Here is a 24,911-nt window from a genome sequence, read left to right as displayed (position 1 = left end):
CTTTTAATGTTATTAACAGGGGCAGAAATTCTTGTTAAGTCTTTACTAGACGAGGGTGTTGATATTGTTTTTGGATATCCTGGAGGATCTGTATTAAATATCTACGATTATTTATATAAATATAAAGATAAAATAAAACATTATTTATCCTGTCATGAGCAAAGTGCAGCACATGCTGCAGATGGATATGCAAGATCAACTGGACGAGTTGGTGTTTGTATAGCAACATCAGGACCAGGGGCAACAAATCTTGTTACAGGAATAGCAACAGCATATATGGATTCAGTTCCTTTAGTTGCTATAACAGGTAATGTTCCAAAGGATTTACTTGGAAAGGATAGCTTTCAAGAGGTTGATATAACAGGTATAACAATGCCAATAACAAAGCATAATTTCATAGTTAAGGATATTAATAATTTACAAGAAACAATTAGAAAAGCATTTTTTATTGCAAGAGAAGGAAGACCAGGACCTGTTTTAATTGATATACCAAAAGATATAACAGTTGATAAAACTGAGTATAAGGATTTAAAACCATTAGAAGTTAATCCTAAAACTAAACATATAACAGAAGGTGCTTTAAATGAAGTTGCAAAATATATAAATGAATCATCAAAACCTCTTATTTATGCAGGGGGAGGAGTTATTAATTCGGACTCTACAGAAGAGTTAATAAATTTTGCTGAAAAATTAAATGCACCAGTGGCAACAACATTAATGTGTAGAGGAGCAATTCCTTCTGAGCATAGATTAAATACAGGGATGATAGGTATGCATGGAAGTAATGCATCTAATATTTTAGCAACGAAATGTGATTTGATAATTGCTTTAGGGGCAAGGTTTAGTGACAGAGTAATAAGTGATAGAGAGTTTATTAATAATGCTAAGGTGATACAAATAGATGTTGATCCTGCTGAAGTAAATAAAAATGTAAAAGTTGATTCATTTATTATTGGAGACATAAAAGTTGCATTACAAAATCTAATACCTTTATTAAATGAAAAGAAAAATAAAGAATGGTTAAATACTGTAGAAGAATTAAAATTGTTAGCAGTAACTAAGAGTAATAGTGATGATGGAGAAGAATTAACACCAAGATTTCTATTTGAAAAGCTTAGTGATATGGATAAAGGAGATTTTATTATAACAACAGAAGTTGGACAACATCAAATGTGGACAGCTCAGTATTTTAATTTTAAAACTCCTAGAACTTTAATATCATCAGGTGGGCTTGGAACAATGGGCTTTGGTTTAGGTGCTTCAATAGGGGTTAAAGTTGCTAATCCAGATAAAACTGTATTTAATATTGCTGGCGATGGTAGCTTTGGTATGAATTGCAATGAGTTTGCTACTGCGGTTAAATATAATATTCCTATTAAAGTTATTGTAATGAATAATAATGCGTTAGGAATGGTTAGGCAATGGCAAAGCTTATTTTATGAAGCGAGATATTCACAAACAACTTTAGATAGGGCAACTGATTTTGTAAAATTAGCAGAAGCCTTTGGTGGTGTTGGATTTAGGGTTGAAAAAAGGGAAGAATTAGATAGCGTATTAAAAGAGGCTTTAGCAGTTAATAAGCCTGTAATAATTGATTATAGAATAGATAGTGATAAAAAGGTATTTCCTATGGTTGCCCCAGGGGCTCCAATTCATCAAATAATAAATGAAGAAGACTTAGAATGTTAGTCTAAATTTCTATCATAGGAATAATGGTAGCAATTTTTAATAAATAAAAATAATAAATAAATCGGGGGTATAAAGATGGCAAAAATGTTTTATGAAAAGGACACAAATTTAGATTTATTAAAAGGAAAAAGAGTTGCAGTAATTGGTTATGGTAGCCAAGGACATGCACATGCATTAAATCTTCATGAAAGTGGAATAGATGTAGTAGTAGGATTATATGAAGGAAGCAAATCGGCTGATAGAGCGAGAGAAGCAGGACTACAAGTTTCTACTGTTGCTAAAGCGACAAAAATGTCAGATGTTGTTATGGTATTACTACCAGACGAAAAAGCAGCTAAGGTTTATAAAGAGGAAATAGCTGCAAATTTAGAGGAAGGAAATGCTTTAGCATTTGCTCATGGATTTAATATTCATTATGGACAAATAGTTCCACCTTCAAATATTGATGTATTTATGGTTGCTCCAAAGGGACCAGGACATATGGTAAGAAGGACTTATACTGAAGGATCAGGAGTTCCTTGTTTAATAGCAGTACAACAAGACTATACAGGACATGCAAAAGATTTAGCTTTAGCTTATTCAAATGGAATTGGTGGGGCAAGAGCTGGAGTATTAGAAACTACATTCAAAGATGAAACTGAAACAGACTTATTTGGAGAACAAGCAGTTCTTTGTGGTGGTTGTACAGCGCTTATTAAGGCTGGATTTGAAACTTTAGTTGAAGCAGGATATGCTCCAGAAAATGCTTACTTTGAATGTTTACATGAAATGAAGCTTATAGTTGATTTAATGTATCAAGGTGGTATGGCTGCTATGAGATATTCAATTTCTGATACTGCTGAATATGGTGATTACATGATTGGTAACAGAATTGTTACTGATGAAACTAAAAAGGAGATGAAGAAAGTATTAACTGAAATTCAGGATGGTACTTTTGCTAGAAATTGGTTAATGGAAAACCAAGTTGGTAGACCACAGTTTAATGCAGTAAGAAGAATGGAAGCAGAACATCCAATTGAAAAAGTTGGTAAAGAATTAAGAGAAATGATGTCTTGGATTGATACTAAGAAATTAGATTAATAAATTAGGGTTATATTAAAGAGGGAATTACATTTATAGTATAAAAATGTAATTCCTTTTTTGTATTAAAATACAAAGTTATCTTAAAAATGTTTATAAAATAATACATAAATGGTAAAATGAAGAATATATAATGAAAATATATATTATAAGGAGATGGGTATATGGAATTACAAACTAAGGTAAATCATAAAAAGGTATTTAGCAAAATAGGACTTGCTGTTTTTACATCAATGGTATTAGTTAATATTATACAAGGAGTATTTTTTGGAATTATTAGCGTAGTTAACCAAGAGGTATTAACAGCTCCTTGGATAAGTTATGTAGGAATTGCAGTAAGCTTTTATTTAATTGGATTCCCTGTATTTTATTTTATGGTAAAAAAATTACCGGAATCTGCTAAAAGAGAAAGTAAGACATTAGAAATTACTAAAATTATAAAATTATTTTTTATGTCGTATAGTATGGTATATATAATTAATCTTTTAACTAATCTTATTATGATGTTAATAGCAGTCATTAAAGGTAGTGAAGTAGTAAATCCCTTAGTGGGAGTTATTGAAGGAAGCAATTGGATTTGGTCATTAATTTTTGTTGGAATATTATCACCTATAATTGAAGAAATAATGTTTAGAGGGGTAATGCTTAATAAGCTAAGAGGGTATGGGGACAAAATTGCAATAATAACAACTGCGGTTTTATTCGGGTTCTTTCATGCAAACTTTTCACAATTTTTTTATGCAGTAGCATTAGGATTAATATTCGCATATGTAACATTAAAAACAGGAACAATAAAATATTCAATAATCCTTCATATAGCTGTAAATATAATGGGAAGTGTTATTTTACCAGCTTTAATTGGAGATGGATCTAACATAGCTCTTGTAGGTGGAGTTGGTACTGTATTATTAGTTATTGTAATTATAGGATTAGTATTACTAATAAAAAATAGAAAAAGTATAGTTTTATTAGATGGTGAAATTAAATTAGAAAAAGGAACTGAATTTAATATAACTTGGATAAATTTGGGAATGGTATTATATGTAGCTATTTGTCTAGTTTCTATGATAGCTATATTATTTAGGTAAATTAAAATTAAATATATAATTTAATTTAAAAAATTTATATGCAAGGATTGTCAAATAGAAAAAAGATAAAGTATAATTTATTATAAGGTAATTGATAACTTATTTTGTGATAATGAATTTAATATAATAAGAATTTAAATGTTTACAAAGGAGATATTATTATGCTAATTTTAACTATTGAAAATGTTCCAGGAAAAGAAATTAAAGAAATAAAGGGATTGGTAAAAGGAAGCACAGTTAGGTGCAAAAATATAGGTAGAGATATTACGGCTAGCTTTAAAAATTTAGTTGGTGGAGAAATGTCAGGCTATAATGAAATGTTAATTGAAGCAAGGCAAATTGCTATTGGAAGAATGGTAGATGAAGCGGAAGCTATGGGTGCTAATGCAATAATAGGAATGAAACTTATGTCTTCAGCAGTTGCAGCTGGAGCGGCAGAAATGGTTGCATATGGAACAGCTGTAGTTGTAGAATAGGTGGAAAGTAAATGGATGTTATGATAATACCAGTACTTATATTGGTGATTTATGTAATAATAATTATAGGTTCTATAGGATTAGTAATATGGGCTATAACAACAAGAATAAGAGAAAAGAAAAAAGAAAAAGATAAATTAGAAAAGTATAAAAAATATTAATATAAGTATTTTAAAAAGAATGTATTCTACTTTTGTAAAATGCATTCTTTTTTTAAAACACGAACATTATATAGAAAAATGCGAAGTAAATTATGGAATTTTGGCGAAATATATGGACAAACCACGAACTTTATATTAATATTATTCTTATAATTGTATAAAAGTAATCGTGTTTATCGTATAAAGTTGGAAATAGGGTCCAACAGTTTCTACCAAGTCACCATAAATGATTTGACTACGATATGTCTTATATAAAATGATTTTGATAAGAAATCTTAATTCTTATATTAAGCATATAAATAAAAATTAAATAATCTTACATATTAACCTTTATACTCAACATGCGATAAATATTGCGATTACCTAAATAAATGCATGGAGGAGTAAACAGATGGTAAATTTCATATCTAATTACTTTAATTTTCAAGATAAAAAAACTAATTTAAAAACAGAAACAATAGCAGGAATAACAACATTTTTAACAATGGCATATGCATTGTTTTTAATTCCTAGCGTTTTAGCTGATGCTGGAATGCCAGAAAAAAGTGTGTTTGTTGCAACAGCTGTAGCTGCAGCAATTGGAACATTAATAATGGGGATATTTGCAAAATTTCCAATGGGACTAGCTCCTGGAGTTGGATTAAATGCTTTCTTTACATATAGTGTTTGTATAGGAATGGATATTTCATGGCAAACTGCATTATCAGGTGTACTTGCATCAGGAATTATATTCTTAATAATATCAGCAACAGGTTTAAGAGAGTTAGTTATTAAAGCAATACCAACAAACTTAAAATTTGCGGTAAGCGCAGGGATTGGATTATTTATAGCGTTTATTGGATTAAAAAATGCAGGAATAGTTGTAGCAAATCAAGCAACTTTTGTAGGACTTGGAGATTTAACAAATCCAACAGTATTACTTTCAATATTTGGACTTATAGTAATGGCAATATTAATGGTTAGAGGGTCTAATATAGCGATATTCATAGGAATGGCAGCAACAGTAGTTGTTGGAATGATATTTGGATTAATTGATCTTCCAACTTCAATAATATCTATGCCACCATCAATGGCACCTACATTTGGGGTTGCACTTAAAAATATAGGAAATATATTTAATCCACAAATGATATTAGTTATATTTACGTTCTTATTTATGGATTTCTTTGATACAGCTGGTACATTAGTTGCAGTTGGTTCAAAGGTTGGATTACTTAAAAAAGATGGTTCAGTTGAAGGTGGTTCTAAGGCATTACTTGCAGATTCAATTGCAACTTGTATAGGATCAATATTTGGAACTACTAATACTACTTCGTATGTTGAATCATTATCGGGTGTAGCAGTAGGGGCTAAAACAGGATTTTCTAGTGTTGTAGTAGGAATTTTATTTTTAATTTCACTATTTTTCTCACCATTATTAACAGTAATTACTTCAGCAGTAACAGCACCAGCACTTATTATAGTTGGTTCATTAATGTGTAGTAATCTTAGAGAAATTGAATGGGATAAACCAGAAGTTTCGATTTCAGCATTTTTTACTGTAATATTGATGCCTTTAACTTATAGTATAGGTGAAGGTATAGCATGTGGATTCTTATCATATGTAGTTCTTATGATATTTAAAGGAAAAGCTAAAAAAGTTCATCCAGTTATGTATTTTTTAGCAGGATTATTTATAATATATTTTGCTGTAAGATAATTGGGTTACAGGGATCCAGTAAATTTCTAAAGACAATCAATATATGAAATTAAATATTGATTGTCTTTTTAGACTACGAATAGAAAGCTATTAAGTATTAATACTTTACAATAATAATTTCAATCTGTATAATTAATCTGTAATTTGTAAATAACAGTTATAATAATTGTGTTGAAGAGGAGCAGTAAATAGATTTTTATTTTAAAGCGATTTAGGAGTGGTGTGAGCCTAAAACTTAAAACTATTGAAGGAAACCTTGGAGCAATAAAAATGAATATATAATTTGAGTGGGCTAATTTATATTAGTCAATTTAGGTGGTAACGCGGAAATATAGTCTTTCGTCCTAATTTAATTGGATGAAAGGCTTTTTTTATTGGAGATAAATATATGCGTCCCAGCGACGAAATTATTTATTTACATTATATATAAAGGAGAGAATAGTATGGCATTTGAAAAGTTAGCTGAGATAATATTCCCTAATGTTGAACATGATAGAGAATATTATATAGCAAAATATCCAAAAAGAAACTTAAAAGAAGGTGCTAGGGTAACTAGATATGCACCATCACCAACAGGATTCCAACATATAGGTGGAGTTTTCGCTGCATTAATCAATGAAAGATTAGCAAGTCAAAGTGAAGGGATTTTCTATTTAAGAATAGAAGATACAGATCAAAAGAGAGAAGTTGAAGGGGCAATAGAAGATACAATTGCAACTATGCATAACTTCGGAATGGACTTTAGTGAAGGTATGACTGGGCAAGAAACATCAAAAGGTGAATATGGCCCATATAGACAAAGCGAAAGGGCTGAAATTTACAGAACTTTTGCTAAGGATTTATTATTAAAAGGATTAGCTTACCCAGATTTCTGTACTCCAGAAGAATTAGCGGCTTTAAGAGAAGAGCAAATAGCTAATAAAATCACTCCAGGATACTATGGAGAATATGCTAAATACAGAAATATTACTGAAGAAGAAGCTATAGCAAGAATAAACAATGGTGAAACTTATATCTTAAGATTAAAATCACCAGGAAATATAGAAAATAGAGTAGAATTCCATGATTTAATAAAGGGAGATATATCATTCCCAGAAAATAATCAAGATGTAGTTTTAATAAAGGGTGATGGACTTCCTACATATCACTTTGCACATGCAATTGATGATTACCTAATGAGAACTACAGATGTAATAAGAGGAGAGGAGTGGTTATCATCACTTCCAATACACGTTCAATTATTTGAGGTGTTAGGATTTGAAAGACCAAACTATGCTCATATCCCAACTATAATGAAACAAGAAGGAGGATCTAAGAGAAAGCTTTCTAAGAGAAAAGATGCTGAAGCAGCAGTTTCTTACTATAATGAAGTTGGATATCCAGTAGTATGTGTTATAGAATACTTATTAAATATAGTAAACTCTAGCTATGAAGAATGGAGAGCAGAAAATCCAACATCTGCTTATTATGAATTCCATGTTGCTTTAGAAAAAATGAGTAAGAGTGGAGCATTATTTGATTTAGTTAAGTTAAATGACGTTTCTAAAGATGTTATAGCTAGAATGCCAGCTGATAAAGTATATGAACAATATACAACATGGGCAAAGAAATATGATGAAGAAATGTACAACTTAGTAACTTCAAATGAAGCTATGTCTAGAGAAATATTTAATATAGATAAAGAAGGTCCAAAACCAAGAAAAGACTTTGCTAAATGGGATGAAGTTAAAGATAAAATATTCTACTTCTTTGATGAATTATTCTATAATGAAACAGCAGAAAATGTTGAGTTACCAAAAACTTTATCATTAGAAAATGCTAAAGCTGTAATTAAAGAATATGCTAAGAAGTTTACTTTCAATATAGGAAGCCAAGAAAACTGGTTTGAAGAATTAAAAGTAATTGGAGCAGAGCTTGGATATTGTGCAAATAGAAAAGAATACAAGGCTAATCCAGATGCATACAAAGGAATGATTTCTGACGTTGCTGGAGCTGTTAGAGCTGCATTATCACATAGGGCAAATACTCCTGATCTTTATACTATAATGCAAATTATGGGAGAAGAAAAAGTTAGAGAAAGATTTAATAAATTTTTAGAAATATAACATATAAGAGTTAAGGATTTTATCCTTAACTCTTATTTATTATATTTTTAAGAAATTATTGCCATGTATTATATAAAGTAAAATTCATAAAATAATACCGAAAAATATATTTGGAGGTATTATTATGAATAAACAAAATCAAACTAATTCAGCTATGAATAGTAATGCTCAACAAAGCATGAATAACAATTCACAACAACAACAACAAAATAGTATGCAAAGTAGCTATAATAACCAAAATGCTATGCAAAATGGAATGAGTAGTGCTCAAATTGATTCTAACATTGATGCATACAAAAAAGCTCAACAAAATTCAAATCAAAACTCTATGCAATAAAATATATTTTAAATTAAAAACTCTCTATAAAAATAGAGAGTTTTTAATTTTGCAAAAATATTAAGATATATACTAAAATTAATTTATATTGGATAAAAAATAAATTAATTTAGATTATAGGAAAAATTGAGATTACTCTGCTAATGAGAACAATTAATACATAGTATCAAAGAAGGAGAAATGTACAAACTATTATTGTAGTGGTGGTAGAACTAAGTTTAGACTTGGCTGTATCAGGACTAAATTTAATAGGACATTGGAGGGAAATGCAATGAATAAACATTCAGAATGTGGATGTCATAAGGACGGTAGTGAAAAATGCACTTCAAGTTGCAGTTGTGGATGTAGTGGAGCAGTAAAATCTGCCGGAAATAATCAATGGGCATCACCTGCAAGTGCGACATCAACTGTTACTGATAAATGTAAATGTGAAAATAAAGGAAAGTAGTTTTAAATTTTATTATTAGTCTAAAAAATTAAATACATTCTTACAAATAACTTCTAGTATTAATTTATTAATATAGTGCAAACTAATATTGATAAGAGTGTTAGGAGGACAGACCAATGGGATAAATGATAATAAAAAATATTCTTATACCGATAAAATTCAAAATAATTATTTAACTCCAGAATATTGGGATGTAGATTGTGATTGTAATTTATTAAATGATTTAACTGGTGATTATGGATTTCAAGAAGATAGAGGAACCATAAAAAAATAATTATATAAGTAACGACTTGTGTGTACCTGATTATAAAAATTACTGTGTATGAAACCTCAAAGACACTCACTATACCTAATTAAAATAAGAGAAAGGCAAAATGCCTTTCTCTTATTTTAATTTAAATGAAGATTTTAAAGAAACTATTCTGTTAAATACTAATTTTTCTGATGTAGTATACTTAGTATCTACATTAAAAAATCCATTTCTAACCATTTGGAATTTATCTTGAGGTTTAGCATTTTCTATAGCTGTTGGCTCAATAAATCCTTGTAAAATTTCCATAGAGTTTGGATTTATTTGTTCTAAGAAATGTTTACCTTCATTTTCAGGTGCATCATCTAAGATTAATGGTTCATATAATCTGAATTCAGCAGGAACACAGTTATTAGCATCTACCCAATGAATTGTTCCTTTAACTTTTCTTCCTGTAAATCCAGAACCACTCTTAGTTTCAGGATCGTAAGTACAGTGAATTTCAGTTACATTACCATTTTCATCTTTAATTACTTCGTTACATTTAACAAAGTAAGCTCCCATTAATCTAACTTCATTACCAGGGAATAATCTGAAATATTTCTTTACTGGAACTTCCATAAAGTCTTCTTGCTCAACATATAATTCTCTTGAGAATGGAATAAGTCTCTTACCGAAAGATTCATCTTTTGCATTATTACTGACTTCAAGCATTTCAGTTTGACCTTCTGGGTAGTTAGTGATAACTAATTTTAATGGTCTTAAAACTGCCATTGCATTAGGAGCTTTTGTTTGTAAGTCCTCTCTTATGAAGTAGTCAAGCATTTGAGAATCTACAGTAGAGTTAGCCTTAGCAACACCTATAGCTGCACAGAAATTCTTTAAACTTTCAGGAGTACATCCTCTTCTTCTTAAACCAGAGATAGTAGGCATTCTTGGGTCATCCCATCCATCAACAATACCTTCATCAACTAATTGTTTAAGTTTTCTTTTACTCATAACTGTATTGGTCATGTTTAATCTAGCAAATTCAATTTGTCTAGGTTGAGCTTCCATTTCACATTCTTTAACAACCCAATCATATAAGGGTCTATGATCTTCGAATTCTAAAGTACAAATAGAGTGAGTTACATTTTCTATAGCATCTTCTAATGGATGAGCAAAGTCATACATAGGATAAATACACCACTTATCTCCTGTGTTATGATGCGTTGCATGGGCAATTCTATAGATAATAGGATCTCTCATATTCATATTAGGAGAAGTCATATCAATTTTAGCTCTTAAGACCTTTTCTCCATCTTTAAATTCACCATTTTTCATTCTTTCAAATAGATCTAAATTTTCTTCTACAGTTCTACTTCTATAAGGACTTTCTTTACCAGGTTGAGTTAAAGTTCCTCTATATTCTTTAGCTTCTTCTGGAGTTAAATCACAAACATAAGCTAGCCCTTTTTTTATTAAAAGAATAGCTTTGTTATACATTGTATCAAAATAATCTGATGCAAAGTAAAGTTCATCCCAATTGCCTCCAAGCCATTTAACATCTTCTTTAATTGATTCAACATATTCAGTATCTTCTTTTACTGGATTAGTGTCATCAAATCTAAGGTGAGTTTTACCGCTGAATTCTTCAGCTAAACCAAAGTTTAAAAGAATTGATTTTGCATGACCTATATGAAGGTATCCGTTTGGTTCTGGTGGGAAACGTGTTATTATTTCTTTGTGTTTTCCGTTTTCTAAATCATCTACTATTATATTTCTTATAAAATTAGAAGAATTAATTTCAGTTGACATATCTTACCTCTCCTATTAACGCTTAATTTAAGTTAAAAATATTTACATAAGAATTTAAAATTATTCTATAAAAAATAATTATCTCCTAAACATAGAACATTTATAACATATATTTTGACTATTACTAATAATTTTAATCTAATATAAGTAAAAAATAAAGTGGGTTAGAGAAAAAGTTAACTAATTACTAAATATAAAGCACTAAATATATCATTTATAAATTAGTTTAGCTTTATGCAAAGTATAAAAAATGAGTATTAATAAAATAATATTATCTGAAATATTATTTTATTGGAGGATTAGAAAATGAATAATTTAATGTGTAGCGTTAATACATGTACTCATAATCAAAATAACTTATGTTGTAGAGAAGCTATTAGGGTTGCAGGTAAAAATACTATTACTGCAAACTTTACAAGCTGTGAAAACTTTAGAAGAAAAGAAGGTGGACTTACTAACAATACACAAACACCTAAAAATTCATTAAATATAGTATGTGAAGCTGAAAATTGTATATACAATAATAATCAAAAATGTGAGGCTAATAACATAAGTATAGAAGGTGCATATGCTTTGTCAGAAATACAAACTGAATGTGCTACTTTTGAATCAAGGATAGATAAGTAAAATTAAAAAGCTAGTTAATCTAGCTTTTTAATTTTTATAATAATGTTTACATTAAATGGAGAATAAAATAAAATAAAGATATTAATGTAAAAGGAAAAGGATTTTATGAGTATAAATTATTTTAAGTATCTGAATAAAGAAAGAATCGAAATAAAAGCAATTAATTTTTGGCAGGCATTAGGTTTATCATTTTTATTTGATATAGTAGTTATGTTTTTAAATACTCCAACAGACGCATTTTATATGGTATTAAGCAACTTTGGAATTAATACTTATAGTGATTTTTGGTATACTATATCAACCTTATTATCTTGTATTTATCAATTTGGAGCTATTTTGGTAATTATTGTATTTATAAATAACAAATTTGTTTTACAAAATGAAATTACTAATAACTTTAAAGTAAGAAAATTAGATTATTTAATTGGATCATTATTAATTATTTCATATATATTAATAACCTATGGATGGTTTGATTATATATTGTTTTCAATTCCTACTGGGGAAATGTTTGAGTCAGCGATGGAATATTTTGATTCATTACCAATGGTAATTCTTTTAATAGAAAGTTGTATAATAGCACCTATTTTTGAGGAGATATTATATAGAGGAATATTATTAAAAGGATTAATAAATAAATATAATAGTAAAAAAGCTATTGTTTATTCAGCTTTAATCTTTGGAATAGCACATTTAAATATACCACAAGGTATTAATGCGTTTTTATTAGGTTTAATAATAGGAACTGTATTTTATTATACTAGATCAATTTATTTATGTATGATAATGCATTTTACTAATAATCTTTTAGTTAATTTTGTTTATTATCCAACAACTGAAATGTGGACAAATATATTGTTTATTGCACTTCCATTGATAGGAATAATAATGATGATTACTTGTTTTAAGATTTTTAATCTTAAGGAAAGGCGAAAACAAGCTAAGAGATATATTTTAAATAGTGATACAAATGGATATAATCAATAGAAATTGGTATAATTAATATATAATGTTAAGTAACGAGCATTTACCTTAAGGGGTAAGTGCTTTTATTATAAAATTTTGGGGTGAATTATGAATATAGGGTTAATAGGATTTGGTGGAGTAGGACAAGCACTAATAAAACTACTTACAGATAAAAAGGATTATATTTTAGAAAAGTATGAGTTAGATATAAAAATAAAATACATAATAAAAAGTGATGGTGGATTATACGATCAAAAAGGAATTAATTTAGATGAAGTTGTTGAGTTTATTGAAGATAATAGAAATATTAAAGAGCATTTATTATGGAAGTCTAATTTAAATATTAAAGATATTATTAACAATAATGATATAGATACTTTAATAGAATTAACATCAACCAATATAGAGACAGGAGAACCAGGATTAACTCATATAAAAAAAGCTTTAGAAAATAAAATAAATGTAGTTACAGGAAATAAAGGACCTATAATATTAAAGTATAATGAGTTAAAAGAAATTGCTCATAAAAATTCAGTAGAGCTTAAAGTTGGTTGTACAACAGGTGGAGCATTACCTTCAATTAATGGAGGAATATATGATATCGCAGGAAGTGAAATTAAGTCTATCGAAGGTATATTAAATGGAACAACAAATTATATATTAAGTAAAATGATGAACAATGATATTACTTATGAAGAAGCTTTAAAAGATGCACAGGAGTGTGGTATTGCAGAGGCAAATCCATGTTTAGATGTATTAGGATATGATACTGCTTGTAAAATAATAATATTATCTAATGTGATTAAGGAAACTAATATAAGCTTAAAGGATATAGAAGTTGAAGGAATTACAGAAGTAAAACTAGAGGACTTAAGAATACTTAAAAAGAAAAATAAAAAAATAAAATTAGTTGGTAAAGTGGAGAGTTTAAATGATGAAATAACCGCTTATGTAAAATTAATTGAAATTGATGAAAATCATCCTCTTTATTTTGTTGATTATAAAAATAAAGGAATTTATTTCAAAACAGATACATTAGGCGATATAAGTATAATTGGAGGGGCTTCTGGTACAAAAAATGCAGCTGCATCAATATTAAGAGACATAATATTAATTAAAATTTTATAATTATATGTAATAAACCATATCACTTATTTGTGATATGGTTTATTACATATAATTTGAAAAAAATTAGGGCGTTAGTATTAAATAGTAAAATATAATAAATTGTACCAATTTGAAATTTGTAATATAATTAGAAAATAATTATTTTTTATGAAGAAAGAAGGAATGCTTTTATGGCTCTTTGTTGCAGAGATTTACTTCAGCTTAAAAATTTTTCAAGAGCAAAAGTGCTGGCTGGTGAAAATGGATTAAATCGTGAAATTTCTTGGCCTTATGTAAGAATGACAGAATCAATTTCACAGTGGCTTTATGGGGGAGAATTAATATTTGTTATTTACACAGATATAAGAAAAGATGATAATAGTTTTTTATTATTGATAGAAGAATGTATTCATAAAAAGCTTTCTGGAATTGTAATTTTGATTGAGGACAAGCATATAAATAGTATACCTAAAAATGTAATAGATAAGGCAAATGAAGAGAATTTTCCTATTTTCATAATGCCTTGGGATGTTAAATTAATAGATATTACACAAGAAATTCTGTTTAAATCAGAACAAAATCAAGAAGAAAATAAGAATGGAAAGCGTTTTTTAGAATCAATTATTTTTTCTCAAGATAATTCGCAAGAAAATATACAAGCTCTAGCAGAATTTTATAATATAAAATTAAGGCCTTTCCACTATGTATGTATATTTAAAATACAAAATTTATCTAATACTTCATATGACTTAGAAGAAATAAGTAAGTATATAATGCATTCATTAGAAGAAGCATTAAATATAGAAAATGAAACGTTAATTCCTATGGAATATGCAAATAGTTTAATGTTTTTAATATTTTCTAATAATTATAATGAAGCGGAAAAGTCATTAGATACTGTTGAGGCTGTATTTAATCTTGTAAGTCCTAGATATTCAGAAGCAAAAATTAGTTTGAGTTTTAGTCGTATAAGAGAGTCAAAATCTGATATAAAAATAAGTTATAAAGAGGCTTTTAAAGCTTTATCTATGATTGATATATGTCATAGGGATTCAAAAATTATTAAATATAAAGAGCTAGGAATTATTAGATGGTTAGTAGAGGTTGCTGATATTAAGGAAATTAAACAATATTGTTATGAAAACTTGGGTCCTATTTTAGAACATGATAAAAATCATGGGATGGATTTGATGGGAACTTTAAAATGTTATTTTCAAAATAATAGACATTTATTAAAAACATCACAAGAACTTTTTATTCATAGAAATACATTGATTTATAGACTATCAACAATTAAGGATCTTTTGAAAATAGATTTAGACGATGCGATGATAGATTTAGAACTTTTTAATAGCATATTAATTTATGAATTTATTAATTTATAAATTAGAAGCCCCTATGATAATACATAGGGGCTTATTTTAAACTTCTAATTCCTGTTTAATCTCTGATTTCTTATCTTTGGCAAAAGATAATATTAAGACTCCTGCAAAAATTAATATACAGGCAACAATTTTTAGTGGTGTTATACTTTCATTTAATAATAATATTCCAAATATTACGCTTGTTATAGGTTCAAAAGTACTTATAACGGCTGCTTCACTTGCTCCAATATATTTTATACCAACTTGTAGCAAGGATAGGGCAACAACTGTACATAGAAATGCAAATATTGCAGATATAATCCATGATTTAGTTGTTAAAGAATATAAAACAAGTTGTTTGGTAGAAATACCATATAAAAACATACCTATACTTGAAGCTATTGCTACATAGAATGTTATTTTAAATGGAGATTCGCTTTTTAAACCACTTTTGTCCATAAATATAATATAGAATGCATAGAATGCTCCTGAAGCTACTGCTAAGATTAATCCAAGTAATGTAGATGAACTAAAAGAAGCAGAATTTAATGATTCAATAAAGAAACATCCTATACCACACATAGCTATAATTAAAGCTATAATTTTTTGTTTGCTTAGTTTTTCGTGGAAGAATAGTACACATCCAAGTGTTACAAATATAGGATAAGTAAAGTGAATTGGAGTTACTATTCCAACATCTATATGAGCAAAAGCTATATTAAGCATTAATGTTGTTATTGCATTACCTATAAATCCTAATATTACTAAGTTTTTAAGTTGTTTTTTTGTTATTCTTAAATCAATTTTCAAAAATAAAACTATTAGTAATAAAAAGGGTAAACTTAAAAAGTTTCTTAAAAAAGTTAATGTTACAGGATTACTTCCTCCAGCACCATAGGTCATAGGCCCTAATGTAAAGGCAAAACCAAATGTAATAGAAGATAGCATTGTTAGAACTATTCCTTTTAATTTCATAAATTTACCTATTTCTTTCTAAAATATTTATTTGAATGCTTCCTCAACTATTTTTAGTATGTTTGGAATAACGTCGTCTACAATTATTTTTCCTCTTGCAGCTGAAGATGATTTAGCTGATGCAAGTGTTCCATTTTCAGGAACTATACCCTTTTCTATAGGATATCTAAAGTAAGTTGCTGGACTAGCGTTTTCTGTATCTAATATTTTATCTTCTCTAACAAGCTCAGGTGCAAAATACATCATTAATGATGTTTCTGTAACAGCAGCATGTTCTAAAGCCCATCCTGGGAATGGAACTTCATCAAAAACTTTATCAATTACGTCTGGTGACATTGGATCCCACCAGTTAGTAAGAAGAATTTTTACTTTGTCTCCGTATTTTGCAGAACATAGATCCATAGCTTCTACAATAAATGCTTCATTTTCAAAGTGAGCACTTAAAATGAATATTTTTGTAAATCCATCACGAACAAATTCATCAATTATATCCATTACTAAAGCTTGTAATGTAGCTCCGTTTAAATCAATAGTTCCTGGGAATAATGGACCACCGCCACTTAATGGTTTTGATTTATATCCATATGAAAGAGTTGGAGCAACTACACCATTAATTTTTTCTGCTATACGATAAGCAAATTCTTCTGCTAATACAGCATCTACGCAAGTTGGTAGATGAGGGCCATGTTGCTCTGTAGCACCTACTGGTAATATAATTACATCATCCTTTTTCTTAGCAAATTCTTGCCATGTCATGTTCTTCATTTTAAAATTTTCGTACATAATAACATCCCCTTTTAAGTTAAAAAAATTTAATTAAGTATTTTACACAATCAGTTTCTATTTTTTTGAATCTGTAGTGCACTATTAGTATATACTTGGAAAATATTACATTACAATGTACAAAAAATACAAATAAATCCATAAAAATATGTTCTTTATGTGCACAGTCATAGTAAATGATTATTGTATGGTTTGTACAATGACTAGCGCATTCTTTCATGGTAAACTTTGGATGTTGCTAATGAATAGCTAAAAACAATATGAGGGGGATTATTAGAATGAAAGTAATACTGTTTAAAAATGCAAGGCTAAAAGGAAATGAAAAATTAGTTGATTTACTTGTTGAAAATGGAGTATATAAAGAAATAGGTCCAGATCTTTCAGAAAAATATAAAGATGTAGAGACTTATAATTTAGAGGGGAATTTAGTTGTTCCACCTTATGTTGATCCACATATCCATTTAGATTATGTGTATACAGCTCGTATGGCTGGTGCAAATAATGGAACTGGGACTCTTTTCGAAGGAATTCAAAGATGGTCTGAGACAAAATCAAATATGACAATAGATGAAATAAAAGACAGAGCTAGAATTGCACTAAAAAAAGAAATTTTATATGGAACTCAATATCTTAGAACACATGTAGATGTAACAGACCCAAAGCTTACTTGTTTAAAAGCAATTATGGAGTTAAAAGAGGAAGTAAAAGATGTAGTTGATATACAAATTATAGCGTTTCCACAAGAAGGAATGTATTCATATAAAGATGGAGATAAATTAGTAGAAGAAGCGTTAAAAATGGGTGCTGATGTAGTAGGTGCAATACCTCATTTCGAATTTACAAGAGAAATGGGAGAAAAGTCTGTTAAGAAAGCTGTAGAACTTGCTATTAAATATAACAAGTTAATTGATATTCACTGTGATGAAACAGATGATGAACAATCAAGATTTCTTGAACTATTAGCTGCTGAATCTTACATGAATGGGATAGGAGAACTTACAACAGCAAGCCATACTTGTGCTATGGGTTCTTATAATAATGCATATACTTTTAAACTATTTAAACTTTTAGCATTATCAAAACTTAATTTTATATCATGTCCAACTGAAAATATTCATTTACAAGGAAGATATGATACATATCCAAAAAGAAGGGGTCTTACAAGAGTTAAAGAGTTAAATGATGCAGGTATTAATGTTTGTTTTGCACAAGATTCAATTTCAGATCCATGGTATCCATTAGGAAATGGAAACTTAATGAATATTCTTGATGCAGGAATTCATATTTGTCATATGATGTCATTTGAAGAAATTAAAAATGCCTTAGATTTAATTACAATAAACGGTGCAAAAACTCTTCATATAGAAGATAAATATGGTATATCAGAAGGTAAGGACGCTAACTTTATAGTATTAAATGCAAAAAATGAATTTGATGCAATATTAGAAAGAGTTGGAATTAATTGTTCTGTTAGAAAAGGGGAATTCTTATTTAAAAGAGAGCCAGAAGTAATTGATACAAAAATTTCACTATTAAAATAATCGTTATATAAAAAAGAGTTAAGTTAAATTTGACTTAATTCTTTTTTGTATATTTTAAATAAGTTTAAATGGTTTAATGATTATACATTTTAATAAAAAATATTAACCTCTTATAATCTTATATTAACCTTTTACAGTAATTGGGTTTATAAAAAAAATTAAGCTGATATAATGGCAATATAGGAAAAAATAAATATTTAATTATATTATAAGGGGTAGAAAATTTATGAGAGATTATATTTTAAAGTATAAGGGATGGCTTGTAACAACAGTGCTTTTTAGAACTTTTGGAGCTATTATGCAGGTATTAGTTGCAATTTTAATTCAGCAGATAGTAGATAGGGCTATGAATAAGGATGTAAGTGGGTTTATTAATATATTAATATTTTCAGTTATATTTTTTGTTGTTGAAGGTATAAATGATTATTTGAATAAAACAACTCAATTTATTTATATTAAGAAAACTTTAACTGATTTTAAAGAAGATATATTTAGAGGAATATTAAGAAAAAATTATAAAGATTTTAATAGTGAAAATACAGCAGAATATATATCGCAATTAACTAATGATATTAATATGGTGGAAACTAAATATTTAGTTCCATATCTTGAGATGATTGGAGATATAGTAATTTTTGTTGGTACTACAGCACTTCTTTTATGGATTAATCCATGGATAACATTAGTTGTATGTGCTACTTCAGCATTATTATTTTTAGTTCCAGCAATATTAGGAGCACCAACGTCTAAAAGGCAAGATAATGTTAGTAAGCAAAATAGTATATTTACTACTAAAATTAAAGATATATTTTCAGGATATGAAGTAATTAAATCATATAATATTGTTGATAATATGACAGAAGAGTTTCTTGATGCAAATAGTACAGTAGAAAACTTAAAGTTTAAAGCTAATCATATACAAGGAATATCACAAGCTTTATCAATGTTTTTAGGAATAATGTCTCAAGTTTCAACTATAGCTTTAGGTGGATATTTCTTAATTAAAGGACAATTAACAGTAGGCACTTTATTTGCTGTAGTTCAATTAGCTAATGGAATTTGCTGGCCAATAACTTGGATAGTAAGCAAAGTTACCTTAGTAAAAGGAATGAAAGATGTAAATATAAAACTCTTAGATATAATTAATGAATATAAAGATAGTAAAGATAATGTAAAACTTGAAAGTTTTAATAAGAATATTGAATTAAAAGATATTACTTTTGCTTATAATGAAGATAGAAATGTATTAGATGGATTGTCTGTAAAGTTTGAAAAAGATAAAAAATATGCTATTGTTGGACGCAGTGGTAGTGGGAAATCAACTTTATTAAAATTATTATTAGGTTATTATGAAGACTTTAAGGGTGAAATAGCCTTTGATGGTTATGAGTATAATAATTTAGATAAAAATTCAATTAATAATCAAATGTCTATTATTCATCAAAATGTATATATGTTTGATAAAACTTTAAAAGAAAATATTATTCTAGGAAAAAACTTTAGTGAAGATGTTTTAGAAAAAGCTATAGAAAATAGTGGTGTTAGTGAGTTCCTAGATATTTTACCTAAAGGAATGGATTCTGAAATAGGTGAAAATGGTAATAATTTATCTGGTGGGCAAAAACAAAGAGTAGCCATAGCAAGATCATTAATTCAAAATACACCAATACTTTTGCTTGATGAAGGTACGTCAGCTCTTGACAGCAAAACAGCTTTTGAGATTGAAGATACATTATTAAAAATAGACAACTTAACAGTAATTACTGTAACTCACAAGTTAATAGATAGTGTTTTAAATAGATATGATGAGATTATAGTTATGGATGAGGGAAATATTGCTGAAAGAGGGAAGTTTGATGAACTTATAAAGAAAAAAGGTAAATTTTATAGTTTATATACTTTAGAAGGAGAAAAGGAAGTAGCTAGTTAGACTTTAAATTTCGAATAAATAGCTATATTTAAGGGGAATTAACTATGGAAAAGACAAAGATAAGAAAAGAAATAATAAAAAAGAGAAATTGTTTATCTTTAGAAATAAAAGAAAACTATGATGAATTAATATTTAAACAGTTAATAAATAGCGATATTTATAATAAGTCAAAAAAAATATTTACTTATGTAAGTTTTGGATCTGAAGTAGATACTAAAAAGTTTATAAAATATGCTTTAAATGATAATAAGGAAATTTATGTACCAAAAACTGATAAAGTTAATAAAGAAATGATAGCAATAAAGATTAATAGTTTAAATAACATGAGTGTGGATAACTGGGGTATACTTGAACCTAAAAGTGTGGGAAAAAATAAAATAGGGAGAGAGTTTGATTTAATAATAATGCCAGGTGTAGCATTTGATAGAGTTGGTAATAGGATAGGTTATGGTGGAGGATATTATGATAAATATGTTTCACAAATTAAGGACATAAGTAATAGAATATCATTAGCATATGATTTTCAATTAGTGAAAAGTATTGAAAGTGAAAGTCATGATATTAAAGTTAATGGAATAATAACCAATGATGAATTTATAATGATTAAAACAAAATAAAAAATAAAACACTTGAAAAAATATTCCAAATGTGTATAATAAAGATAACAATTAAATAAAAAATCTTTTATTAAGAATGGTGGAGGGACTGGCCCTGAGAAACCTAGCAACCTGTTGATAGTTATAAGTTAACAGTTAGAAGTTAGTAGTTAGTATAAAAATTATTTTAATTTTTATATTTTAGAAATTCGGTAGAATTTGATCAATAACTAGTAATTAATAACTAAAATTAAAAATTATTAATGCTGGTGCTAAATCCTGCAGGTTTAACCTGAGAAATGAGAGTATATATTAATAAATAAGCTTATTTAGCTATTTCTCATTATCTATAAAGGATAATAAGAAATAGCTTTTTTTTGTACACAAAATTAAAACATTTAGAATAAAGGCTAATATTTTTTCCATTATAAATTAATAAAAGAGCAATAAGTATTAAAAATAAAACTTAAAAGACAGTAGGAGTAAGTTTTAATTTAACTAAAAACTACTAACTCCTAGCTATTAAAAAGGGGGATTTATTTATGGCAATTAATTTAGGTAAAGGAACAGTAGGAATTCATGGAGGATATCAACCAAAATCAGGGGATCCAAGGGTTTTACCAATTTATCAAAGTGCAACTTATAAGTATGATGATCCAGATACATTAGCAGCTTTATTTGATTTAAAGGCTGAAGGTCATTTATATAGCAGAATTTCTAATCCAACAGTTGGGGCGTTGGAAGAGAAATATGCAAAGCTGGAAGGTGGAGTTGGAGCTGTAGCAACAGCTTCAGGACAATCAGCAATTTTATATGCAATTTTAAATGTTTGTAAAGCAGGAGATCATGTAATTTCAGTATCATCTTTATATGGTGGAACAGTTAATTTATTTACCGTACATCTTAAAAATCTAGGAATAGAAGTTACTTTTGTAGATCCAGATGCATCAGAAAAAGAAATTTTATCTAAAGCTAAAGAAAATACTAAGGTTGTTTATGGAGAAACAATAGGTAACCCAGGTTTAAATGTTTTAGATTTTGATAAGTTTTCATCAGTGGCTAAAAAGCTTCAAGTACCATTTATAGTGGATAATACGGTTGCTACACCATATCATTGCAATCCATTTGAGCATGGAGTTAATGTTGTTGTACATTCAACAACAAAATACTCAGAGGGGCATGCTCAGACTATTGGTGGAATAGTTGTAGATGGAGGAAACTTTGATTGGACAAATGGTAAATTTGATGATTTAGTTTTACCAGATCCAAGTTACCATGGAGTAAAGTATGTTGAAACATTTGGTGATGCTGCATATATAGTTAAGTTAAGAGTAACATTACTTAGGGATTTAGGAGCATGCATGAGTCCATTTAATGCATACTTAACTAATTTAGGATTAGAAACTTTACATTTAAGAATGGAGAGACACTCTAAAAATGCTTTAGAAATTGCACAGTGGTTAACAATACAAGAAAAGGTATCATGGGTTAATTATCCATTGCTTGAAGGAAGTAAATCTTATGACTTAGCTAAAAAATATCTTAAAAATGGAGGAAGTGGACTTTTAACATTTGGAGTTAAGGGTGGAATTGAAGAAGCTAAAAAATTTAGTAGGGCATTAAATTTAATAGCTTTAGCTGTAACTTTAGGAGATGCAAGGAGTTGTCTTTTACATCCAGCTACTACTACTCATAGTCAATTAGGAGAGGATGAACAAAGGTCAAGTGGAGTTACTCCTGATATGCTTAGACTTTCCGTTGGAATAGAGGACACAAAAGATTTAATTAACGACATTAATGATGCATTAAAAGCAATATAATAATTGAGTGGAGGAAATAATAATGACTAAAGTAGCTATTATGGGATATGGAGTAGTAGGTAGTGGGCTTATTGAATTAATAGATAAAAATAGGGAAAACAATGGTGAAAATGAAATAATTATTACAAGTATTTTAGTGAGAGATAAAGAAAAGCATATTAGTTCAAGTCATAGTGATGTTATTACTACTAATGTAGAAGAATTTTTTTCAATAGAAAATGATGTTGTAATAGAAGTAATGGGCGGACTTCATCCAGCTTATGATTATGTAAAAAAAGCATTATCATTAAAGAAACATGTAATTACAGCAAATAAGGATTTAATAGCTACATTTGGGCATGAATTATTTCAATTAGCTAAAGAGAATAATGTTTCATTAAAATTTGAAGCGGCAGTGGCTGGTGGAATTCCTATAATAAAACCATTAACTGAAAGTCTTTATGGAAATGGTATAAACAGTATAAAAGCAATATTGAATGGAACAACAAATTTTATATTGACTAAAATGGATGGAGAAAGTTTATCTTATGAAGAAGCACTAAAAGAGGCACAAGAGCTTGGTTTTGCAGAAGCTAATCCAGAATCAGATGTTATGGGATATGATGCTGCTAGAAAGCTTGCAATATTATCAAGTTTAGCTTTTGATAAAAAATTTGAATGGAATGATATATCAGTAGAAGGAATTACTGATATTGATGAGGCTGATTTTAAATATGCAAATAAGTTAAACTGTAAAATTAAACTTGTTGCAGAGGCTTTTAAATGTAAAAGTGGAATATATACTTCAGTAAAACCTATATTGGTAGATGAGGAAAGTATATTAGCTAAAATAAATAATGAAGTTAATGCAGTTATTTTAAATGGGGATGAAATAGGAGAATTATTATTTGTAGGTAAGGGTGCAGGGAAATTACCTACAGGAAGTGCTGTTTATAGTGATTTAAATGATATTATTAATAGTAGATTTACTGATGTTGATAGTTTTAATAAAGAAGAGGCAAATGTAATTAAATTTGCTAGTAAGACATGTAATTGTATTTTAAGAATAAATACTTTAGATAGGGAAGAAGTTATAAATAGGTGTAGAGAGACTTTTAATAATATAAAAATTATAGATAAGACTATAGATGGAGAAGTAGCTATTTATATTGAATGTACTTCTGAAGCTTATGTAGAAAAGTTTATTGAAAAATTGCAAAATGAGAATTATTATAAGAATGCCAAGAAGCTAATTGTTGCTTAAATAAGGTAATAAACAATAAAGTATTAATATTTTATTGTTTATTACCTTGTTTTATTTTGCACGGGAATGACATATATAAAATAAAATTCAATAATGATAATGATTATCATTTACAAAGGTGAATTTATATGATATATTATATTTAGGCTTAAGAATAATTTAAGGAGATGATTGTATGGCAAAGATGATGGGCCCGAGATTTAAGCAGTGCAGAAGATTAGGCTTAAATGTTTGTGGACACCCAAAGGCAATGAAAAGATCTGCCAAAGGTACAGCAAGAAATGATAAAAAACTTTCTGACTATGGTACTCAATTACTAGAAAAGCAAAGATTAAGAGCTTATTATGGAGTAATGGAAAAGCAATTCGCTAATTACTTTGAAAAAGCATCTAAGTCAAAAGAATTAACAGGGCATGCTTTAATTAATTTATTAGAATGCAGATTAGATAATATAGTTTATAGATTAGGATTTGCAAATTCTATAAGACAGGCAAGACAAATGGTTGTGCATGGTCATATTTTAGTTAATAGTAAAAAGGTAGATATTCCATCATTCAAGGTTTCAGTTGGAGATGAAATAAAGCTAAGAGAAAAGTCTCAAAAAAATGCTATGTTCAAAGAAAACTTTGAGTCAAATATACTTAATGTATTACCATACTTAAGTAAAAATGAAGCTGATTTTTCTGGAGTTTTAGAAAGACTACCTCAAAGAAGTGAAGTTCCGATAGAAATTAATGAAGTTTTAGTTGTAGAGTATTATTCTAAAAACTAGGTAAAATCATCTTTCCTTTAAGGATTAAACTTTCTATAAAAATTATATCTTGTATTA

Annotated in this window: 23 protein-coding genes and 2 riboswitches; of the genes, 20 read left to right on the top strand and 3 right to left on the bottom strand. The window is 28.2% G+C overall.

Features of this window, described 5'->3' with window-relative positions:
• Positions 1–6: 6 nt before the first annotated feature.
• The 10 genes from ilvB (at position 7) to I4V51_RS03270 (ending at position 9,357) form a co-directional block, all read left to right on the top strand.
• The gene (gene ilvB / locus I4V51_RS03315; RefSeq protein ID WP_195986913.1) at positions 7–1,689 is read left to right on the top strand and encodes a biosynthetic-type acetolactate synthase large subunit; all 1,683 of its coding nucleotides are present in this window, start codon (positions 7–9) and stop codon (positions 1,687–1,689) included.
• A gap of 75 nt (positions 1,690–1,764) precedes the next feature.
• Positions 1,765–2,769 carry a ketol-acid reductoisomerase gene (gene ilvC, locus I4V51_RS03310; protein ID WP_195986912.1) on the top strand — a complete coding sequence of 335 codons (1,005 nt, stop codon included), beginning with the start codon at positions 1,765–1,767 and terminating at the stop codon, positions 2,767–2,769.
• A gap of 164 nt (positions 2,770–2,933) precedes the next feature.
• Positions 2,934–3,857 (top strand): type II CAAX endopeptidase family protein, encoded by a 924-nt coding sequence (locus tag I4V51_RS03305; RefSeq protein ID WP_195986911.1) that lies wholly within the window; start codon positions 2,934–2,936, stop codon positions 3,855–3,857.
• A 161-nt stretch (positions 3,858–4,018) separates the two neighbouring features.
• Positions 4,019–4,333 (top strand): heavy metal-binding domain-containing protein, encoded by a 315-nt coding sequence (locus I4V51_RS03300; RefSeq protein ID WP_195986910.1) that lies wholly within the window; start codon positions 4,019–4,021, stop codon positions 4,331–4,333.
• An 11-nt stretch (positions 4,334–4,344) separates the two neighbouring features.
• A complete protein-coding gene (locus I4V51_RS03295) occupies positions 4,345–4,494 on the top strand; it encodes a hypothetical protein (protein WP_195987031.1) in 150 nt (49 codons plus the stop codon).
• A 156-nt stretch (positions 4,495–4,650) separates the two neighbouring features.
• A riboswitch (purine riboswitch) is annotated at positions 4,651–4,752 on the top strand.
• A gap of 133 nt (positions 4,753–4,885) precedes the next feature.
• Positions 4,886–6,193: an NCS2 family permease gene (locus I4V51_RS03290; protein WP_207745894.1), complete on the top strand. Its 1,308-nt coding sequence runs from the start codon at positions 4,886–4,888 to the stop codon at positions 6,191–6,193.
• 443 nt (positions 6,194–6,636) lie between these two features.
• Positions 6,637–8,298, top strand: a complete 1,662-nt coding sequence (gene gltX / locus I4V51_RS03285; RefSeq protein ID WP_195986909.1) for a glutamate--tRNA ligase — start codon at positions 6,637–6,639, stop codon at positions 8,296–8,298.
• A 124-nt stretch (positions 8,299–8,422) separates the two neighbouring features.
• Positions 8,423–8,635, top strand: coding sequence for a hypothetical protein (locus I4V51_RS03280; RefSeq protein ID WP_195986908.1), 213 nt, complete (start codon positions 8,423–8,425; stop codon positions 8,633–8,635).
• 271 nt (positions 8,636–8,906) lie between these two features.
• Entirely contained in the window at positions 8,907–9,083 is a 177-nt protein-coding gene (locus I4V51_RS03275) for a hypothetical protein (protein ID WP_195986907.1), read from the top strand.
• Positions 9,084–9,171: 88 nt separating this feature from the next.
• Complete coding sequence (locus tag I4V51_RS03270; RefSeq protein ID WP_195986906.1) at positions 9,172–9,357, top strand: hypothetical protein; 186 nt, start codon at positions 9,172–9,174, stop codon at positions 9,355–9,357.
• A gap of 111 nt (positions 9,358–9,468) precedes the next feature.
• On the opposite strand, the gene I4V51_RS03265 is transcribed toward I4V51_RS03270, so the two are convergent.
• A complete protein-coding gene (locus I4V51_RS03265; RefSeq protein WP_195986905.1) occupies positions 9,469–11,130 on the bottom strand; it encodes a glutamine--tRNA ligase/YqeY domain fusion protein in 1,662 nt (553 codons plus the stop codon).
• 306 nt (positions 11,131–11,436) lie between these two features.
• Between I4V51_RS03265 and I4V51_RS03260 the strand changes: the two genes are divergently transcribed.
• The 4 genes from I4V51_RS03260 (at position 11,437) to I4V51_RS03245 (ending at position 15,215) form a co-directional block, all read left to right on the top strand.
• Positions 11,437–11,757 (top strand): DUF1540 domain-containing protein, encoded by a 321-nt coding sequence (locus I4V51_RS03260; protein WP_195986904.1) that lies wholly within the window; start codon positions 11,437–11,439, stop codon positions 11,755–11,757.
• A 105-nt stretch (positions 11,758–11,862) separates the two neighbouring features.
• Positions 11,863–12,744: a CPBP family intramembrane glutamic endopeptidase gene (locus I4V51_RS03255; protein WP_195986903.1), complete on the top strand. Its 882-nt coding sequence runs from the start codon at positions 11,863–11,865 to the stop codon at positions 12,742–12,744.
• A gap of 87 nt (positions 12,745–12,831) precedes the next feature.
• The gene (locus I4V51_RS03250; protein WP_195986902.1) at positions 12,832–13,851 is read left to right on the top strand and encodes a homoserine dehydrogenase; all 1,020 of its coding nucleotides are present in this window, start codon (positions 12,832–12,834) and stop codon (positions 13,849–13,851) included.
• A gap of 170 nt (positions 13,852–14,021) precedes the next feature.
• A complete protein-coding gene (locus I4V51_RS03245; protein ID WP_195986901.1) occupies positions 14,022–15,215 on the top strand; it encodes a PucR family transcriptional regulator in 1,194 nt (397 codons plus the stop codon).
• Between the two features lie 36 nt (positions 15,216–15,251).
• Here I4V51_RS03245 and I4V51_RS03240 read toward each other — a convergent pair whose 3' ends face one another.
• Entirely contained in the window at positions 15,252–16,169 is a 918-nt protein-coding gene (locus tag I4V51_RS03240; RefSeq protein WP_195986900.1) for a DMT family transporter, read from the bottom strand.
• 27 nt (positions 16,170–16,196) lie between these two features.
• Complete coding sequence (locus tag I4V51_RS03235) at positions 16,197–16,952, bottom strand: creatininase (protein ID WP_195986899.1); 756 nt, start codon at positions 16,950–16,952, stop codon at positions 16,197–16,199.
• Positions 16,953–17,230: 278 nt separating this feature from the next.
• On the opposite strand from I4V51_RS03235, the gene codA reads away from it, so the two are divergent.
• From codA to rpsD, 6 genes are all read left to right on the top strand, one after another.
• Entirely contained in the window at positions 17,231–18,493 is a 1,263-nt protein-coding gene (gene codA / locus I4V51_RS03230) for a cytosine deaminase (RefSeq protein WP_195986898.1), read from the top strand.
• A gap of 226 nt (positions 18,494–18,719) precedes the next feature.
• Positions 18,720–20,423, top strand: coding sequence for an ABC transporter ATP-binding protein (locus tag I4V51_RS03225; protein ID WP_195986897.1), 1,704 nt, complete (start codon positions 18,720–18,722; stop codon positions 20,421–20,423).
• A gap of 44 nt (positions 20,424–20,467) precedes the next feature.
• Positions 20,468–21,040: a 5-formyltetrahydrofolate cyclo-ligase gene (locus I4V51_RS03220; RefSeq protein WP_195986896.1), complete on the top strand. Its 573-nt coding sequence runs from the start codon at positions 20,468–20,470 to the stop codon at positions 21,038–21,040.
• A gap of 64 nt (positions 21,041–21,104) precedes the next feature.
• A riboswitch (SAM riboswitch) is annotated at positions 21,105–21,325 on the top strand.
• A gap of 236 nt (positions 21,326–21,561) precedes the next feature.
• On the top strand, positions 21,562–22,839 hold the full coding sequence (locus I4V51_RS03215; RefSeq protein ID WP_195986895.1) for an O-acetylhomoserine aminocarboxypropyltransferase/cysteine synthase family protein: 1,278 nt from the start codon (positions 21,562–21,564) through the stop codon (positions 22,837–22,839).
• 22 nt (positions 22,840–22,861) lie between these two features.
• Positions 22,862–24,082 (top strand): homoserine dehydrogenase, encoded by a 1,221-nt coding sequence (locus I4V51_RS03210; protein ID WP_195986894.1) that lies wholly within the window; start codon positions 22,862–22,864, stop codon positions 24,080–24,082.
• A 175-nt stretch (positions 24,083–24,257) separates the two neighbouring features.
• Positions 24,258–24,854, top strand: coding sequence for a 30S ribosomal protein S4 (gene rpsD / locus I4V51_RS03205; RefSeq protein ID WP_195986893.1), 597 nt, complete (start codon positions 24,258–24,260; stop codon positions 24,852–24,854).
• The last annotated feature ends 57 nt before the right edge of the window (positions 24,855–24,911 follow it).

The sequence above is a fragment of the Clostridium sp. D53t1_180928_C8 genome, from assembly GCF_015667795.1.
Lineage (GTDB): Bacteria > Bacillota > Clostridia > Clostridiales > Clostridiaceae > Clostridium.
The sequence above is the reverse complement of the archived record's forward strand: the minus strand, read 5'-3'. Positions and strand labels throughout refer to the sequence as shown.

Bases quoted from the DNA above. Each gene is read 5' to 3' on its own strand.
- ilvB (WP_195986913.1), top strand. From the start codon at position 7: ATGTTATTAACAGGGGCAGAAATTCTTGTTAAGTCTTTACTAGACGAG.
- ilvC (WP_195986912.1), top strand. From the start codon at position 1,765: ATGGCAAAAATGTTTTATGAAAAGGACACAAATTTAGATTTATTAAAA.
- I4V51_RS03305 (WP_195986911.1), top strand. From the start codon at position 2,934: ATGGAATTACAAACTAAGGTAAATCATAAAAAGGTATTTAGCAAAATA.
- I4V51_RS03300 (WP_195986910.1), top strand. From the start codon at position 4,019: ATGCTAATTTTAACTATTGAAAATGTTCCAGGAAAAGAAATTAAAGAA.
- I4V51_RS03295 (WP_195987031.1), top strand. From the start codon at position 4,345: ATGGATGTTATGATAATACCAGTACTTATATTGGTGATTTATGTAATA.
- I4V51_RS03290 (WP_207745894.1), top strand. From the start codon at position 4,886: ATGGTAAATTTCATATCTAATTACTTTAATTTTCAAGATAAAAAAACT.
- gltX (WP_195986909.1), top strand. From the start codon at position 6,637: ATGGCATTTGAAAAGTTAGCTGAGATAATATTCCCTAATGTTGAACAT.
- I4V51_RS03280 (WP_195986908.1), top strand. From the start codon at position 8,423: ATGAATAAACAAAATCAAACTAATTCAGCTATGAATAGTAATGCTCAA.
- I4V51_RS03275 (WP_195986907.1), top strand. From the start codon at position 8,907: ATGAATAAACATTCAGAATGTGGATGTCATAAGGACGGTAGTGAAAAA.
- I4V51_RS03265 (WP_195986905.1), bottom strand. From the start codon at position 11,130: ATGTCAACTGAAATTAATTCTTCTAATTTTATAAGAAATATAATAGTA.
- I4V51_RS03260 (WP_195986904.1), top strand. From the start codon at position 11,437: ATGAATAATTTAATGTGTAGCGTTAATACATGTACTCATAATCAAAAT.
- I4V51_RS03255 (WP_195986903.1), top strand. From the start codon at position 11,863: ATGAGTATAAATTATTTTAAGTATCTGAATAAAGAAAGAATCGAAATA.
- I4V51_RS03250 (WP_195986902.1), top strand. From the start codon at position 12,832: ATGAATATAGGGTTAATAGGATTTGGTGGAGTAGGACAAGCACTAATA.
- I4V51_RS03245 (WP_195986901.1), top strand. From the start codon at position 14,022: ATGGCTCTTTGTTGCAGAGATTTACTTCAGCTTAAAAATTTTTCAAGA.
- I4V51_RS03240 (WP_195986900.1), bottom strand. From the start codon at position 16,169: ATGAAATTAAAAGGAATAGTTCTAACAATGCTATCTTCTATTACATTT.
- I4V51_RS03235 (WP_195986899.1), bottom strand. From the start codon at position 16,952: ATGTACGAAAATTTTAAAATGAAGAACATGACATGGCAAGAATTTGCT.
- codA (WP_195986898.1), top strand. From the start codon at position 17,231: ATGAAAGTAATACTGTTTAAAAATGCAAGGCTAAAAGGAAATGAAAAA.
- I4V51_RS03225 (WP_195986897.1), top strand. From the start codon at position 18,720: ATGAGAGATTATATTTTAAAGTATAAGGGATGGCTTGTAACAACAGTG.
- I4V51_RS03220 (WP_195986896.1), top strand. From the start codon at position 20,468: ATGGAAAAGACAAAGATAAGAAAAGAAATAATAAAAAAGAGAAATTGT.
- I4V51_RS03215 (WP_195986895.1), top strand. From the start codon at position 21,562: ATGGCAATTAATTTAGGTAAAGGAACAGTAGGAATTCATGGAGGATAT.
- I4V51_RS03210 (WP_195986894.1), top strand. From the start codon at position 22,862: ATGACTAAAGTAGCTATTATGGGATATGGAGTAGTAGGTAGTGGGCTT.
- rpsD (WP_195986893.1), top strand. From the start codon at position 24,258: ATGGCAAAGATGATGGGCCCGAGATTTAAGCAGTGCAGAAGATTAGGC.